Origin of the sequence: Pengzhenrongella sp., from assembly GCF_036565025.1 — a bacterium.
GTDB lineage: Bacteria > Actinomycetota > Actinomycetes > Actinomycetales > Cellulomonadaceae > Pengzhenrongella.
Genome location: NZ_DATCNW010000339.1, coordinates 1 through 15,285 on the forward strand (window position 1 = coordinate 1; position 15,285 = coordinate 15,285).

The following is a 15,285-nucleotide window of genomic DNA, read 5'->3' on the forward strand; positions in this document are numbered from 1 at the left end:
CCCGCCGGCTTGCGCACCGTCGAGCCGACCCGGACGACCGCCTCGGCGACGTTTCCGCCATGAAGGACGTGCTCAACAGGTGAGGTCATGGCCCCCACCGTTGCGGTCGACGCCCGTCGAAGCGAACTGTTTCTCAGTGGAACGCCAAGACGTGAACGTTTCCGTCTCAAAGTCTGAAACGAAACGTTCCCGCGGAAACGCGGTCAGCCCAGGTACCCCAGGCGCTCGCTGATCCGGGTGGCACCGGCCTTGAGCTCCTCGAGAACCTCCTGCATCCGGGCGGCGGTGAGCCGGTAGCCAGGCCCCGAGATGGTCAGCGCCGCGACCACCGTGCTGCTGTGATCCCGCACGGGCACCGCGATCGTGCTCAGGCCGTCCTCGAGCTCGTCGACGGCGGTCGCGTGGCCGTCCGCGCGCACGACGGCGAGCTGGGCGGCGAGCATCGCCCGATCGGTGAGGGTGTGGTCGGTGAAGCGGACGAGTCCCGCGGTGTCGAGCAGGAGGCCGGCCTCGTCGTCCTCGAGGTAGGCGAGCAGGACCTTGCCGGCCGAGGTGGCATGCAGCGGGGTGAGCTGGGCCACCCAGTTGAGGGCCACCACCGCCGCCGTGCCATGCGCCTGGTCGAGGTTCACGACGTAGTGCGAGCGGAGCACCGCGAGGTTCGCCGTCTCGCCGAACTCGCCGGCCAGCCGATCGAGGATGGCGCGGCCCTGGCGCACCAGGTCGAGCCGACCCGGGATCGCGCTGGCGAGCCGCAGGACGCCGAAGCTCAGGTAGTACTTGCCCCGCTCGTGGGTCTGCTCGACCAGGCCGCGGGCCTCCAGGGCGCCGAGCAGCCGGAACGCCGTCGACTTGTGGACCCCGATGTCCGCGGCGACCGCGCTGACCCCCGCCCCACCGCTGCGCGCGAGGATCTCCAGGACGCTGATCGCCCTGTCGACCGACTGGACGCCACCGCTGCTGTCGAGCTTTCCGGTGGAGAGTTCGTTCTCCGGAGTGTTCACCAGGCAAGCCTATGACGTAGTTGCGGATGGCGCAGTTGAATGCGGTATTCGGTACATCGGTTAGGATTGACGTCTGCCCGCCGAACCGCGCCCCCGCGCCCGAAGACTACGGAGGTGGCCAATGGCCTCCACTCAGTACGACTACGTGATCGTCGGAGGCGGCTCCGCCGGCTCCGCCCTGGCCAACCGCCTCTCGGCTGACCCCGGCAACTCGGTGCTCGTCCTGGAGGCGGGTCGCAAGGACTTCCGCTGGGACGTCCTGATCCACATGCCGGCCGCGCTGCCGTTCCCGATCGGGAACCGCTTCTACGACTGGAAGTACTCCTCGGAGGCCGAGCCGCACCTGAACGGCCGGCGGATCTTCCACGCCCGCGGCAAGGTCCTCGGCGGGTCCAGCAGCATCAACGGCATGATCTTCCAGCGCGGCAACCCGCTGGACTTCGAGCGCTGGGGCGCGGACCCGGGCATGGAGTCCTGGGACTACGCGCACTGCCTGCCGTACTTCAACCGCATGGAGACCTGCCTCGCGGCCGATCCCGAGGACGAGTTCCGCGGCCACGACGGCCCGCTCGTCCAGGAGCGCGGCCCCGCCACGAACCCCCTGTTCGGCGCCTTCTTCAAGGCGGGGGAGCAGGCCGGCTACTCGCGCACGGACGATGTCAACGGCTACCGCCAGGAGGGCTTCGCCCAGTTCGACCGCAACATCCGCCACGGCCGGCGGCTGTCGGCGGCGCGCGCCTACCTGCACCCGGTCATGGACCGGCCCAACCTGACCGTCCGCACTCGCGCACTGGCCGCCAAGGTCCTCTTCGAGGGCAAGCGAGCCGTCGGCGTCGAGTACTTCCGCGGCCGCGGCAAGACCGAGCAGGTCCTCGCCAAGACCGTGGTGCTCTGCGGCGGCGCGATCAACTCCCCTCAGCTGCTCCAGCTCTCCGGCGTGGGCAACAAGGCCGAGCTCGAGGCGCTGGGCATCGACGTCGTGCACGACCTGCCCGGCGTCGGCGAGAACCTGCAGGACCACCTCGAGGTGTACATCCAGTACGCCTGCAAGCAGAAGGTCACCATGCAGCGGTATCTGAAGCACATCTACAAGCCGTACATCGGCGCGAAGTGGCTGTTCGGGCGCACCGGCCCGGGGGCGACCAACCACTTCGAGGGTGGCGCGTTCGTGCGCTCCAACGAGGACGTCGCCTACCCCAACCTGATGTTCCACTTCCTGCCGATCGCGGTGCGCTACGACGGTTCGTCGCCCGACGGCGGCGAGGGGTACCAGGTGCACGTCGGGCCCATGTACTCCAACGCGGTCGGCTCGGTGAAGATCCGCAGCAAGGACCCCCGCGAGCACCCGTTCCTGCGCTTCAACTACCTGTCGACGGACCAGGACCGCCGCGAGTGGGTCGAGGCGATCCGGGTGGCCCGGAACATCCTCAACCAGCCGGCCTTCGACGAGTTCAACGCCGGGGAGATCTCTCCCGGACCCGAGGTCGAGACCGACGAGCAGATCCTGGACTGGGTCGCCAAGGACGGCGAGACCGCGCTGCACCCCTCCTGCACGCTGAAGATGGGCACCGGCGAGCTGTCCGTCGTCGACCCGCAGACCATGGGGGTGCATGGCCTCGACGGACTGAAGGTCGTCGATGCCTCGGTCATGCCCTACGTCCCGAACGGGAACATCTACGCCCCGGTGATGATGCTTGCGGAGAAGGCGGCTGACCTCATCCTCGGCAACACCCCGCTCGCGCCGTCCAACGCCGAGTTCTACCGTCACGAGGCCGACGCGATCGCGACCAGCTGAGCTGAGCTGACGGACCGTGCCCGGCCTGGACGAGCCTGTGGGCTCGCCCCGGACCGGGCACGCCTGTGCGCGGGCGCGGGAGGATGCTCGGCCGGTGCTCGCCGGCGTACTCGCCGGGACGACGACGCGTTGACTTCTCCGGCGACGCCGCGCCGAGTGGATCAGAATCATCGTCATGGTCACCAGCCAGTACGGCCGAGGCGTGTCACTGCGATACCTGTACCAGGACGGAAGCGTGCAGGCGGTACTGCCGATGCGGACGATTTCGGATGATGGAGAGACCTTTGTCGGCTACATGCCGGCGGGGACCCAGATCATGTACTGGGCGCTCGAGGACGGAACTGATCCGCGAACGGTCCCGCTGGTCGAGCGATTCCGTCGCACGCTGACGACGGCGCCTCGCGTCTGGGAGGGGAACGGCGTGCTGCGGGTGATTCCGCGGGGCGAGAACTTCCAGGTCATTCATTTCTGGGACGACCGCGGGTTCGCCGGTTGGTACCTCAACCTCGAGTCGACGAAGACCGACCGCGACGGATTCATCGACGCGGTCGATTGGCATCTCGACCTCTGGATCGACCCGCAGCGACGTCCCGAGTGGAAAGACGTCGATGAGGCCGAACTGGCAGTGGCGAGGGGACATCTCACGCAGCAGCAGCTCGACCTGGCGTGGGCCACCGCACACGCCGTCGTGGATCAGCTCGGCCACTGGCCGACGTCGATCGGCGACTGGTCCGACTACGTGCCACCGTCGACCTCCGTCGACCACCGTCGACCTCCTCGACCTCGAAGTGGGCGAAGGTCTCCTCGGGCACCCTCGGTGCGGCTAGGGCGCGAGGTTGTAGACCTCGAACACCGTCTCCACGGGCGGCGCGGCGAACCCACCCTCGATGCCCTGCTGCATCCGGGGCAGCAGAATGGTGTCGCGGAACGTCTCCCAGCTCTCCCGCGACTCGTGGACAGCCGTGATCGTCCAGCCGCCGTCGGACGCGCCCGCGGCGTGGAAGGTCTGCCCTGCGGGCAGGATCCCAGGGCCGGGGTGGACCGCTGCGATCGACGCGTCGTACTGCTCCGCGGTGCCGCCCGCGAAGAAGTGCACCACTGCGTAGGGCTTCGGGTCCATGTCCGGCTCCTTTGCTCAGATATGTGCGTGACCTGCCAAGCAATAGACCTGATCACCGGGCGTGTCAACGTCCGGCGACGACGTCCACAGCCCGTTGGACCCGCGTCGGCTCAGGGATTTCACCCTCGGCATTCTCGATCGCCACCGACGCCGGGGGATCCCCGCTATCGATCCGCGCGCGCCTGGTACGAGCGGCGCCGAGAGAGGTGCCCCAGTGCGCCTGCGACTGCCATTCCCACGGCGCCGAGCACGGCGATGATCGAGAACGGCAAGATCTCCGACCGGAGCGGGGCCTCGCCTTGGTAGCCCATGATCGAGTAGCTGAGAACGATCGTGAATCCAACGGCAGCGCTGTTGACGACGGCCGCGGGCCAGGTCCGCGCGATCCGCCCGACGACGCACCCGACGGCTGCCCACACGAGGAGATTCAGCCACGCCCAGGAGCCGACGAAGAAGACAAAATAGGCGACCGCCGCGAGTGCCACGCCTAGCGCGACCGAGCCGGCCAGCCGCGTCGACCACCTCAGCGCTCGCGCAGGTCCACTGTCGGTACCCGAACCGTTGGCGCTGCGGTTCGCGGACGACGGTTCCTGCCCAGCGCCGCTCACGGTGTTCGCTCCTGCACCCTCATGCCTAACTATCCTAGGCATAGACCGGCGACAGTGCGAGACTGCGGCCATGCCGACGACGTGGTGGCCGTCGAGCCCTCAGCGCGGATGCGGGACCGGTTGACCCACGCGCTGCCCGCGGTGAGGGCGCTGGCGGGAAGCGCCGAGCAGATCCCCCTGCCCGACGGCGCGCTCGACGCCGTCCTGGTCGCGCAGGCGTGGCACTAATCGCACGCTGCTCCAGGGCGAGCCTGATCTGGGCCGCGACTACGACCAGCTCGTGGTGCGCGCGCTGGCTGGTTCCCCGGTGGAAGGCGCAGACGCCGCGCGGCGGGTCGGCCCGAAGAGAGCGGCTCGGGCTGCGGCGAAGGACCAGCTGGCACGGGCAACGACCACCGCCGCTCGGGCGGCGCCTGGGACGTGCGTGTGAGTCCGGGATTTGACTCTGACACGGTGTCAGGCCCGAGAGTGGATTCATGGCCGACATGAACGAGCAGGCGAGGGGTTTGCTGGGCATCGGAGCGTTCTCCAGCCTGGTCCGGTTGAGCGTGCGCATGCTGCGGTACTACGACAAGCAGGCAGTGCTGATCCCCGCCCACATCGATCCCGACACCGGATACCGCTACTACGCCGGAGACCAGATCCGCGACGCGGTCCTGGTGCGGTCTCTTCGTGACGTCGGGTTCTCCGTGTCCGCCATCGCTGCGGTGGTTCCGCAGGCGCACGATCCGCAGATTCTGCGTCGCGCGCTTGAGGCTCACCGCGGCGAGCTTCACTCCGAGTCCTCTCTTGTGCGACGGCGACTCGCCGACCTGGCCAACCTCATCGACAACCTCACGGAGGCTCCCATGACCGACATCTCGCTCGTCACCATCCCCGCTACGACGATCCTCGCGCTGCGCGGGGTCGTCCCGACCTACGCCGAACAGAGCCGGCTCTGGGATGCCTTCGTCCCCCTCGCCGAGGGTTGCGGGCTGCCCGCTCGTCCGGAGACGGGCGGGTCCACGTACTTCGACGAGGGTTACCAGGACACCGACGTCGACCTCGAGGTATGGGTGCCGATCGGTGAGCCGATCACTGTCGAAGCGCCGCTGGCGTGTCGCCGAGTTTCGGAGCATCGCGCTGCTGTGGCCACGGTCCGCGGTGACTACGGCGGAATCGCTGCCGCGTCGGCGGACCTGGCGAGATACCTGGCGCGAGAGGGCCTGGTGAAGACCGGGCCGTTGTCGCACGTCTACGTCGTCGGTCGGGACCAGACCGCCAACTCGGCAGATTACGTCACCAAGATCCGCGTCCCGGTCTGATCCGTTCGGGTGGCGGGCCCACTGGTGCCCGTCACCCGGCGGTTCGGCGCAGGGCAGCGATGCTGGATGGCACGTCCGGCCGGCTCTCCACGTTCGCGCCGGGTCTCACTGCCGGCGGTGCCTTCAGGGCGCTCGGTTACCCGTCCACGCCACGCCGTCCCAGTACTGCTGCCCAGTGCCCGACGGCGACGGGTACCACCCGGCCGGCGGACCCGCGACCGGCGCCGGGACGGGGAAGCCCTGCGGCGCTTGCGGAAACTGCTGCGCAACCAGCACGTTGACGACGGGGGGCTGCCCCACCACGGAGTGCGACTGGCACGCCATCACCAGTGCCGCCACCCACCCGATCAGGCTCCAGCCGAGGAGCAGGTCGATCAACCCGACGGCCGCTTGGTTGGATCGCCCACGTGTCGCGGCGATCGCCCACGGGAGCATGTAGCCGAGGGTCAGGACCGTGCTCACCCAGGCGATCGCGAGGACGGCGCCCGAGGCCGGGCGCTGGTCGGTCATGAGTCCGTAGCCCGCCTGCGGCGCCTGCTGAATCGGCCAGGACGGAGCTGAGGGAACAGGGGCCAGTGCCGGCGGGGAGGGGTTGTACGGATCCATCTCGTTCATCGTCCGATCGTATGGCTCTCGGGCGCATTCCGGCGTGCCATTCATGCACCGGAGATCGCTGACGAATCCGCATTGGAGGACCGTTGCGGCAACCGTCTCCTGGCCGACGAGATCGGCAATATCGCCGATAAGGACAATATCGGCGATAAAGAGAAAGAGGCTGGTACTCCAGGAGGAGGGCTACGTCCTGCTCTCCTTCGACGAGGAGGCCTGGCGCCGGGGATACCGGACCCACCCGGTCGCCGAGGAGGTGCGCATCGAGGTGCACGAGCACCTGCAGCGCCGGCTCACCGAGCTCGTGACGAGCGGATCCCGGGTGGTGGTGGACACGGCGTTCTGGGCGCGAGCCTCTCGCGACGAGTATCGAGCACTCCTCGCGCCGCTCGGGGTGGCACCGGTGGTCTACTACATGCAGACCCCCAGGGAGGTGTCCCTCGAGCGGCTCGAGCGCCGTCGGGACACCCGCCCCAACGACATCGTGCTCCCGGTCGGTCGCGCGATCGCGTACATGGCGGGCTTCGAGGCGCCGACGCCGGACGAGGGACCGGTGCGCGTCATCCAGCCCGGAAACCCGAGCACCGCGGACCGGGCACCAACGCACTGACCTTCAACGACAGACCGCGCGGGGACCCCGGCCTACTTCAGCCAGGCCTTGACCTTGGCCGGGTGGGCGTCGACCCACTTCTTCGCCGCGGCCTCGGGCGTCATCTTGTCGACCGCGATGTACTGGGCGACCTGGTTCTGGTCCTTGTTGGTCCAGTGGAACTTCTTCACCAGGTCGTAGGCGGGGCTGCCGCTCTCGGCGAACTTGTTGCTGACCACCTTGTTCAGCTTGTAGTTCGGGTAGGCGCACGCCACCTTGGCCGGGTCGGCGTCGCAGCCGGTCGTGTACTTCGGGAGCTCGACCGGAACGAGGGGGACCTCGGTGGTGAACCAGTGTGGTTCGAAGAAGTACGCGATCACCGGATCGTGGTTCCGTTCGGCCTGCTTCAGCGTGGTGATCAGTGCGGCCTCCGAGCCCGCGTAGACCACCTTGAAGTTGAGATGAAGGTTCGAGACCAGCGCCGCATCGTTTGTCACGAAACCGGGGTCGCCGTCGAGCAGCTGGCCCTTGCCGTCGGACTCCGAGGTCCGGAACATGTCGTCGTGCTTGTTGAGGTTCTGCCACTTGGTGAGGTCCGGGTGCGCCTTGGCGAGCCACGGCGGCAGGTACCAGCCGATCTTTCCCTGGTTTCCGGTCGGGCCGGCGAGCTGGGCGACCCTCTGCTTGGTGATGTACTTCGCGATGAGGTCGTCGTGCCCCCAGTTCTCCACCACGGCGTCGATCTTGCCGTCGGCGAAGCCCTGCCAGGCGACCTGCTCGTCGAGGTTCTTCTTGGTGACCGTGCACCCGAGCTTGGTCTCCGCGACGTACGCGATGACCGCGGCGTTCGCCTCGTAGCCCACCCAGTTGTTCACCGCGAGGTTGAACTCGGGGCAGCCGCCCGGCACCGAGGACGGGTCCTTGCCGACCTTCTCCCAGCTCGCGCAGCCACTGGCCAGCAGGGCGATAGCCACGGCCGCTGCCGCGATCCGGGAAGGTCTCCTGGCTGCTCCGATGTTCCGCGCGAAATGCATTGTCAGCGCCTCTGTTGTGCGTCGAGCCACCTTTGCGGTGACGGTGGGGGCGGGCGCCTGGTCCGGGAGGTCCCGGACCAGGCCGATCAGGGCTCTGATCAGTGGCCTGCTGCGAGCTCGGACCTGTCGGACCGGCGCGCGATGGCCTGCGTGATGCGGTCGAGCATGATGCCGAGGAGCACGATGGCCAGGCCTGCCGCGAGCCCCTTGCCGAACCACTGGTCCTGGCGGAAGCCGGAGACGACGTCGAACCCGAGGGCACCGGCGCCGACGAGGCCGCCGATCACGATCATGGACAGGACGTAGATCAGGCCCTGGTTCATGGCCAGGGCGAGCGTCCGCCGGGACATCGGGAGCTGCACCTTGGTGATCAGCTGCCACTTGCTGGACCCCGCGGCGGTGGCCGCCTCCATGGTGGCGGCGGGCACCCCCGCGATCCCGTCGGCCACGATCTTGATCACGATCGGCGCGGCGTAGACGATCGCCGCGACGATCCCGGTGAAACGGCTCGCCGCGAAAAGGGCGACGAACGGCACGAGGTAGACGAAGGCGGGCATGGTTTGCGCGGCGTCCAGCACCGGGCGGATCACCCGGTCGACGTTCGCGCTGCGGCCCATCCAGGTCCCGACGACGATGCCGATCACCAGCACCACGACGGTGCCGACGAGCGTGGCCACCAGGGTGCTCATCGCGTCGCTCCACAGGCCGGTCGCGAGGATGAGGCCGAGGCAGGCCGCTGCCGTGGCGGCCGACTTACGGCTGCCGATGGCGGCGGCGAGGGCGACGATGACGGCAGCCGCGAGCCACCAGGGGGCCTCGGTGAGCAACGTCTCCATCGGGTTGAGCACGTTGAACGTGAGCCCGTTCTTCACCGCGTTCGTGGTCTGGCCGAAGTCGACCGCGATCCAGTCGGCCGCGAGGCTGACGTACTTGCGGATCGGGGTGCCCAGGTCGAGCGTGGTCGGGAACTGAGCGGCCCAGACGTACACGTAGGACAGGTAGACGCACGCGGCGGTGATTCCCGCGCCGGCGGCCAGGGCCAGCCGCCGCAGCCACACCGGATGCTTGCCGGGCCGGCGCCGGGCCAGCTCGGTCTGTTTGGCCGCTGCGGTGGTCACCCGGTCGATGACGATGGCCATGATGACGATGGCCAGCCCACCGTTGAACGCGGTGCCGATGTCCAGGTGGTTCAGCGCCTCCAGGACCACCTGGCCGAGGCCGGGCGCGTCGATCAGCGCAGCCAGCGTGACCATGGACAGCGCAGCCATGACCGTCTGATTGATGCCGATCACGATCGTGCGCCGGGCCATCGGGAGCATGACCTTGACCAGGATCTGCCTGCGCGTCGACCCCATGGCCTCGGCAGCCTCGAGGGTGGCGCGCGGGACCTCACGGATGCCGTGCGAGGTGATCCGGATGACCGGGGGTGCCGCATAGATGAGGGTGGCGATCGTGGCCGACGCCGGTCCGATGGCGAACAGCAGGACCAGCGGTGCGAGATAGACGAACGTCGGCATGGTCTGCATGAAGTCGAGCACGGGTCGCAGCGCCGCGTTGGCCCGGTCGGAGATCCCCGCCCAGATGCCGAGCGGCAGGCCCACCAGGAGCGAGAAGATGACGGCGGTGATCGTCAGGGAGAGCGTGTCCATGCTTTCCTGCCAGAGTCCCTGCAGACCCAGGAAAAGGAACCCGGACGTCGCCAGGATGGCCATCCGCCCGTTGCTCACGGCCCAGGTGCCGAACGCGACGATCGCGACCACGCCGAGCCAGCCGATGACCGGCAGCGTGCGGTCCGCGAACGGCTGTGCCAGCAGGACCTGGAAGAACGTGGCGACCGCGCTGATCACCGCGCGGATCTCGTTGAAGAAGTAGAGGAAGAGCGGGTTGCTCTGCCGGCCCGCACCGACCGCGTCGTTCACGGAGTTCAGCCAGTCGTGCAGCGGAGTGGTGTCTTCCTGCGCCAGGTGCAGCGTCTGGCGACCGCGCAGGGCGGCGTACAGCGCCAGCCCGACGACGATCGTGATCGCCGCGGACCAGCGGCGGTTCAGCCACCTCGGCCAGGTCGCCCGGCTCGGAGTCTTGCGTACCTCAGTGATCGTGGCCATCAGGTTGCGGGGCCGCTCCCAGCAATGACCGAGAGGATCTCCTCGTCGTCGACCACCCCGAGCAGCGTGCCGTTCTCCACGACCCGGACCGCGGTCCGGGCGGCGAGCACGGCCTGGGCCGCGTCGCGCACGACGACGTCCGGTCCGAGCTCGGTGCCACCCAGGTCGTCGTCGGGCCGGGGGGCGCGCATGATCCACCGCAGGGTGAGGACCTCGGACTTGTTCACGTCGCTGACGAAGTCCCGCACGTAGTCGTCGGCGGGGGCGCCGACGAGCTCGGCGGGCGACGCGATCTGCACCAGCTGACCGTCGCGCATGATGAGGATCCGGTCGCCGAGCTTGATCGCCTCGGACAGGTCGTGCGTGACGAAGACCATCGTCTTGCCGACCTCCTTGTGTAGCCGGATGACCTCGTTCTGCATCTCCCGGCGGATCAGCGGGTCGAGCGCGGAGAACGGCTCGTCGAACAGCAGCAGGTCCGGGTCGCCCGCGAGTGCGCGGGCCAGGCCCACGCGCTGCTGCATGCCGCCGGAGAGCTCGTCGGGGAAGGACTCCTCCTGGCCGGCCAGCCCGACGAGGTCGATCACCTCCGCGGCGCGCTTCATCCGCGCGGCCTTGCCGTCGCCGCGGACCTCGAGGCCGTAGGCGACGTTGTCCAGCACCCGCCGGTGGGGGAGCAGCCCGAAGTTCTGGAACACCATCGAGATCCGACGGCGCCGCAGCTCGAGCAGGGACTTGCTGGTGTAGGCCAGGACGTCCTCGCCCTGGAACGCCACCTCGCCCGCGGTCGGCTCGATCAGCCGGGTCAGGCAGCGCACGAGCGTGGACTTGCCCGAACCAGACAGTCCCATGATGACGAAGAGCTCACCTCGGGCGACGTCGAAGCTCACGTCGCGGACCGCCGCGGTGCAGCCGGTCTGCTCCTTGAGCTCCAGGGGGGCGAGCTGGGCGACCTCGTCCGAGCCGGGCACGCCGTCGGCGCCGGGGCCGAACACCTTCCACAGGTTCCGCACCGAGATGTCTGGCACCGAGGGGTTGGCGGGCGCTGCCCGCAGCTCGGGCTCGGACGTGTGGGCGAGTTCTGTGGCTACCGGTGAAATCGTGACGTCTCCTGGAGCTTGGTGGTTCGCGGCGGTCAGGGTCATCCGGAGAACCAGCCCTGAGGTTCCGGATCGATGTTCTGCCAGATGTGCTTCGTCTCGCGGTACTCGCCCAGGCCGGCGTGACCGAGCTCGCGCCCGACGCCGGACTGCTTGAACCCGCCCCACTCGGCCTGCGGGACGTACGGGTGGTAGTCGTTGATCCACACGGTGCCCATGCGCAGCTTGGCCGCGACCCGCTGGGCCTTGCCGGCGTCCTGGGTCCAGACCGCGCCGGCGAGCCCGTAGATCGAGTCGTTCGCGATCCGCGCCGCGTCGGCCTCGTTCGTGAACCGCTCCACCGTCAGCACCGGTCCGAACGACTCGTCCTGGACCACCCGCATCTTGGTGTCGCACTCGTCGAGCACGGTCGGGGCGAAGAAGAAGCCGTCCGCGAGGACGCCGTCGGTGGCCCGCGACCCCCCGCAGCGCAGCACGGCGCCCTCGGCGACACCCGCCTCGACGGCGGCGGTCACCTTGGCCAGGTGCGCGGCGGAGATCAGCGGGCCGGTTTCGGCGTCGGGGTCGAACGGGCCACCGAGCCGGATCAGCTTGGCCCGGCGCACGAGCTCCTCGACGAACCGGTCGTGCAGCTCGTCCTGGACGATCAGGCGCGCGCCGGCGGAGCAGACCTGCCCGGAGTTGAGGAAGACCGCCGTCAGCGCCATGTCGATCGCGGCGAGGAAGTCGGCGTCGGCGAAGACGATGTTGGGGTTCTTGCCGCCCAGCTCGAGGGCGATCTTCTTGACCGTCGGGGCCGCCGCGGCCATGATCCGGCGCCCGGTGTGCAGCCCGCCGGTGAACGAGACCAGGTCCACGTCCGGGTGCGAGGTCAGCGCGGCGCCGACGCTGGCGCCGGTGCCCAGGACGAGGTTGGCGACGCCCGCGGGCAGGCCGGCCTCCTCCAGGGTCCGCATCAGCAGGATCGACGTCGACGGCGTCAGCTCGCTCGGCTTGAGGACGAACGTGTTGCCCGCCACCAGTGCGGGCGCGACCTTCCAGGACGTCTGGAGCAGCGGGTAGTTCCAGGGCGTGATCATGGCGCACACGCCGACCGGCTCGTGCACGACCCGGCTGATCGTGGTCGTCAGGCCGGTGTCGATGACGCGGCCGGCGTCGGAGCCCGCGATGCCGGCGAAATACCGGAAGCAGGCGATCACGTCGTCGATGTCGTACTCGGCCTCGACCAGGCGCTTGCCGGTGTCCAGGGCCTCGGCGCGGGCGTACTCGGCGCGGTCCCGCAGGAGCAGGTCGGCGACCTTCGCGACGAGCACGCCGCGGTCCCGCTCCGGGGTGCGCGGCCAGGGGCCGTCGTCGAAGGCGCGCCGCGCGGCGGCGATCGCCTTCACGGAGTCCGCGTCGGACCCCTCCGAGACGACCGCGACGGGCGTCCCGTCCGCGGGGCACCGGATCTCGCGGGTGCCGCCGAGCTCGGGATCAAGCCACTCGCCGTGGATGTACAGCTCTGCCAACTGGGGCCCCTTCGGACAACGGAGGAAACCGTCGTTGCTCATCGCGCATAAGATTGCTTACTGTGCAACACAGCATGTCCAGGCCTGTCACGAGTGTCAACTTTGGGTGAATTTGGTCGCGGATTCGTGGGATGTGTGGCGCGTCGGGTCGGGTCGGTGCGCCGCGCGCGCGTTCGGGGATCGGCGTATGGCCGGACCACAGTCCTCGCGGAGGGCGGTCGGTGTAACCTCTCTCGATGCCGAGAGGGGTTCAGCGGCGAACTCTTCTTCGGACCTTGGGAGTGACATGAACGGTCTGACCAGCGGTCTTCCCGATGAGGTTGCCGCGGCGCCCGTGCCCGCGCCCAGGGCCGACGGATGGCAACCCGTCTCGCGCATGCGGACCTACGAGCTGGTGCTCGATCGCATCGAGGGCCAGATCGTCAGCGGCGCGCTGCGCGCGGGCCAGCGGCTGCCCCCGGAGCGCGAGCTCGCGTCGATGCTCGGGGTGAGCCGTCCGGCCGTCCGGGAGGCGCTGCGCATCCTGGAGGCGCAGGGCGCCGTCCGGTCCCAGGTCGGCACCGGCCCCGACTCGGGCACGACCATCGACCGCCTGCCCAGCGACGCCCTGGCCCGCCTGTTACGCCTGCACGTGGCCCTCGGCTCGTTCCCGATCGACGACGTCGTGGACACCCGGGTGGCGCTCGAGCGGGCCAGCGTGGTCCTCGCCTGTCGCAACGCCCAGCCGGCGGACCTCGCGCGCATGCGGGCGGAGCTCGTGGCCATGGATGTGCCGGAGCTCGACCGGGAGACCTTCAACCAGCACGACACGAACTTCCACGTCGCGATCGCCGACGCGGGCGGGAACCGCCTGATGTCCGACGTGACCCGCGCGATCCGCGAGTCCGTCCGGATGCCGATCCTGGCCGGCTGGTCCGCGATGCCCGAGTCCGGTCCGGACAGCTGGCCGAGCGTCCGGGACGGCGTGCGGGCCGATCATCACGCGGTCTTCCTCGCGATCGAGGCGGGCCGAGCCGAGCTGGCTGCCGATCGGCTGGAGTCCCACATCCGGCGCTACGCGATCTATCTACCCATTCACGACTGAGCCGAGCGCGTCGTCGGGCGCGTCACTCCGCGCGCCGGAGCCTCGCGGGGTAGCGGGCCAGGCACTTCGGGCACACCGGCATCTGCGCCAGCCGGCCCAGCTCCGCCTCCGAGAGCCGCTCGAGCACGCGGGCCCCGCACAGCGTCCGCAGGCCGCGGACGATGTGCGCCCAGTTCGACACCCACCGGTAGGAGTACGAGAACTGGGCGTCGAGCACGACGTCGGGCACGCGCGGGCCGGTCGACTTCGCGATCTCGAAACCGCTCAAGGCCTTCTCGCCGGTTCCCACCCGGGTCGCCCGGCAGAAGTGCAGCATCAGGAACGGTTCGGTGGCCGGTCGCAGCGCGATCGTCGCGGGCACGGCGCCGCGGGCCCGGCTCAGATACCACCGCACCTGTTCCGGGGCGCGGGGGTTCTGGACCGGGGTCGCGTCGAACTGGCGGCGCATGCCGTTGTACGTGCTCGCCCAGAACGTCGTCGCGCCGCACTCCGGGCACGTCTTGCTATCCATCATGAATCCGTCCGATCGGTACAGCGGTGAGGTCAGCCTCCCCGACCGGCGTCCGCAACCCCGCCCGCACACGCCGGGCAAGCATCACACGAGGCGACCCGTGAGAGCCCCGACGAGTACCGCCACGCCAACGATGACGAAGTGTCGACGCCGAGTGAAAAGGACCCCGAAGGTGACATGAAGACCGCTCCGCCGAGCGCGATGCGCGCGGGCTACTGCACTCGGGTGCCGATCGATCGCCCCGCGCGGCTGACGCCGACTCTGACACCCGCGGTCGTGAGATAGGAGTTGTCAGTTGTCCTGCGGAGCCCGAAATGCGGTAGCTGGGCTCGACCTCAGTGCGCAGCCCTCAATGCAGCGAAAGTGCACCAAAACGCCTCAATCACTGCGCTTTTGATGCACAGAGGGATGCACTGAGCCCGTCCGCCTACGGTGAAGGCCGAGCCCGGCATCGACACCGACGGCCTCGGCCCGCCGCCCTCGGGCTCGCTCGCGCCGCGAACTGGGAGTCGTTGTCGTATTTGCGGCGATCTGAGGACAACGACTCCTATCTCGCGGCGGCGCGAGTCGAGGACCGGATCGGGGCGAGAGCCGAGTTGGCGACGACGGCCGGCTCCGTCAGGTCACGACGGCGGCTCGGCGACGTCGCGGGGGCCGGGGCCCAGGGAGGCATACGCGCGCTCGCCGAGGATCTCGCCGCCACGCGGGTTGACCGGGATGATCCGGTAGCCCTGCGACTGGAGGTAGCTCGGGATCGCGTTCGCCGGCTTGGTCTCGTTGTGCTCGCCCCGACGACGGCGATCGTCGTCGTGCGCTCGTAGATCCGGCGGAGGTCCGCGAACGAGGTCTCGTTGGTGCCCGGCATAAGGATCACCGTGCCATGCGCAGCGCCGGTCGGCACTGCGCATGGC

Annotated in this window: 15 protein-coding genes and 1 pseudogene; 6 read left to right on the forward strand and 10 right to left on the reverse strand. The window is 69.2% G+C overall.

What is annotated here, in order from left to right:
• Nucleotides 1–203: 203 nt before the first annotated feature.
• On the reverse strand, nucleotides 204–1,004 hold the full coding sequence (locus VIM26_RS19600; RefSeq protein ID WP_331954357.1) for an IclR family transcriptional regulator: 801 nt from the start codon (nucleotides 1,002–1,004) through the stop codon (nucleotides 204–206).
• A gap of 121 nt (nucleotides 1,005–1,125) precedes the next feature.
• Between VIM26_RS19600 and betA the strand changes: the two genes are divergently transcribed.
• Nucleotides 1,126–2,799 (forward strand): choline dehydrogenase, encoded by a 1,674-nt coding sequence (gene betA / locus VIM26_RS19605; protein ID WP_331954359.1) that lies wholly within the window; start codon nucleotides 1,126–1,128, stop codon nucleotides 2,797–2,799.
• 316 nt (nucleotides 2,800–3,115) lie between these two features.
• Nucleotides 3,116–3,352 (forward strand): annotated as a pseudogene (locus tag VIM26_RS27175) (DUF402 domain-containing protein); the annotation flags it as partial.
• 270 nt (nucleotides 3,353–3,622) lie between these two features.
• On the opposite strand, the gene VIM26_RS19615 reads toward VIM26_RS27175, so the two are convergent.
• Both VIM26_RS19615 and VIM26_RS19620 read right to left on the reverse strand, forming a co-directional pair.
• Nucleotides 3,623–3,919 carry a hypothetical protein gene (locus VIM26_RS19615; protein ID WP_331954363.1) on the reverse strand — a complete coding sequence of 99 codons (297 nt, stop codon included), beginning with the start codon at nucleotides 3,917–3,919 and terminating at the stop codon, nucleotides 3,623–3,625.
• 164 nt (nucleotides 3,920–4,083) lie between these two features.
• On the reverse strand, nucleotides 4,084–4,527 hold the full coding sequence (locus VIM26_RS19620) for a hypothetical protein (protein WP_331954364.1): 444 nt from the start codon (nucleotides 4,525–4,527) through the stop codon (nucleotides 4,084–4,086).
• A 54-nt stretch (nucleotides 4,528–4,581) separates the two neighbouring features.
• Between VIM26_RS19620 and VIM26_RS19625 the strand changes: the two genes are divergently transcribed.
• Both VIM26_RS19625 and VIM26_RS19630 read left to right on the forward strand, forming a co-directional pair.
• The gene (locus tag VIM26_RS19625; RefSeq protein ID WP_331954366.1) at nucleotides 4,582–4,755 is read left to right on the forward strand and encodes a class I SAM-dependent methyltransferase; all 174 of its coding nucleotides are present in this window, start codon (nucleotides 4,582–4,584) and stop codon (nucleotides 4,753–4,755) included.
• Nucleotides 4,756–5,003: 248 nt separating this feature from the next.
• The gene (locus VIM26_RS19630; protein ID WP_331954368.1) at nucleotides 5,004–5,831 is read left to right on the forward strand and encodes a MerR family transcriptional regulator; all 828 of its coding nucleotides are present in this window, start codon (nucleotides 5,004–5,006) and stop codon (nucleotides 5,829–5,831) included.
• Nucleotides 5,832–5,954: 123 nt separating this feature from the next.
• Here VIM26_RS19630 and VIM26_RS19635 read toward each other — a convergent pair whose 3' ends face one another.
• Nucleotides 5,955–6,446 (reverse strand): superinfection immunity protein, encoded by a 492-nt coding sequence (locus VIM26_RS19635; RefSeq protein ID WP_331954370.1) that lies wholly within the window; start codon nucleotides 6,444–6,446, stop codon nucleotides 5,955–5,957.
• 43 nt (nucleotides 6,447–6,489) lie between these two features.
• Here VIM26_RS19635 and VIM26_RS19640 point away from each other — a divergent pair, with 43 nt between their 5' ends.
• On the forward strand, nucleotides 6,490–7,050 hold the full coding sequence (locus VIM26_RS19640) for an AAA family ATPase (protein WP_331954386.1): 561 nt from the start codon (nucleotides 6,490–6,492) through the stop codon (nucleotides 7,048–7,050).
• A gap of 32 nt (nucleotides 7,051–7,082) precedes the next feature.
• Here VIM26_RS19640 and VIM26_RS19645 read toward each other — a convergent pair whose 3' ends face one another.
• The 4 genes from VIM26_RS19645 to VIM26_RS19660 all read right to left on the reverse strand — a co-directional run bounded on the left by VIM26_RS19645 (nucleotide 7,083) and on the right by VIM26_RS19660 (nucleotide 12,779).
• On the reverse strand, nucleotides 7,083–8,003 hold the full coding sequence (locus VIM26_RS19645; protein WP_331954372.1) for an ABC transporter substrate-binding protein: 921 nt from the start codon (nucleotides 8,001–8,003) through the stop codon (nucleotides 7,083–7,085).
• Nucleotides 8,004–8,161: 158 nt separating this feature from the next.
• Nucleotides 8,162–10,168 carry an ABC transporter permease gene (locus VIM26_RS19650; protein WP_331954374.1) on the reverse strand — a complete coding sequence of 669 codons (2,007 nt, stop codon included), beginning with the start codon at nucleotides 10,166–10,168 and terminating at the stop codon, nucleotides 8,162–8,164.
• Nucleotides 10,168–11,313: a glycine betaine/L-proline ABC transporter ATP-binding protein gene (locus VIM26_RS19655; protein ID WP_331954376.1), complete on the reverse strand. Its 1,146-nt coding sequence runs from the start codon at nucleotides 11,311–11,313 to the stop codon at nucleotides 10,168–10,170. The genes VIM26_RS19650 and VIM26_RS19655 overlap by 1 nt, the downstream gene beginning before the upstream one ends.
• Nucleotides 11,310–12,779, reverse strand: a complete 1,470-nt coding sequence (locus tag VIM26_RS19660) for an aldehyde dehydrogenase family protein (protein WP_331954378.1) — start codon at nucleotides 12,777–12,779, stop codon at nucleotides 11,310–11,312. The genes VIM26_RS19655 and VIM26_RS19660 overlap by 4 nt, the downstream gene beginning before the upstream one ends.
• Nucleotides 12,780–13,065: 286 nt before the next feature.
• On the opposite strand from VIM26_RS19660, the gene VIM26_RS19665 reads away from it, so the two are divergent.
• The gene (locus VIM26_RS19665; protein ID WP_331954380.1) at nucleotides 13,066–13,863 is read left to right on the forward strand and encodes a FadR/GntR family transcriptional regulator; all 798 of its coding nucleotides are present in this window, start codon (nucleotides 13,066–13,068) and stop codon (nucleotides 13,861–13,863) included.
• A 22-nt stretch (nucleotides 13,864–13,885) separates the two neighbouring features.
• On the opposite strand, the gene VIM26_RS19670 is transcribed toward VIM26_RS19665, so the two are convergent.
• The gene (locus tag VIM26_RS19670) at nucleotides 13,886–14,374 is read right to left on the reverse strand and encodes a hypothetical protein (RefSeq protein WP_331954382.1); all 489 of its coding nucleotides are present in this window, start codon (nucleotides 14,372–14,374) and stop codon (nucleotides 13,886–13,888) included.
• A gap of 623 nt (nucleotides 14,375–14,997) precedes the next feature.
• A partial coding sequence (locus tag VIM26_RS19675; RefSeq protein ID WP_331954384.1) for a CoA-binding protein occupies nucleotides 14,998–15,285 on the reverse strand: 288 nt, incomplete at its 5' end.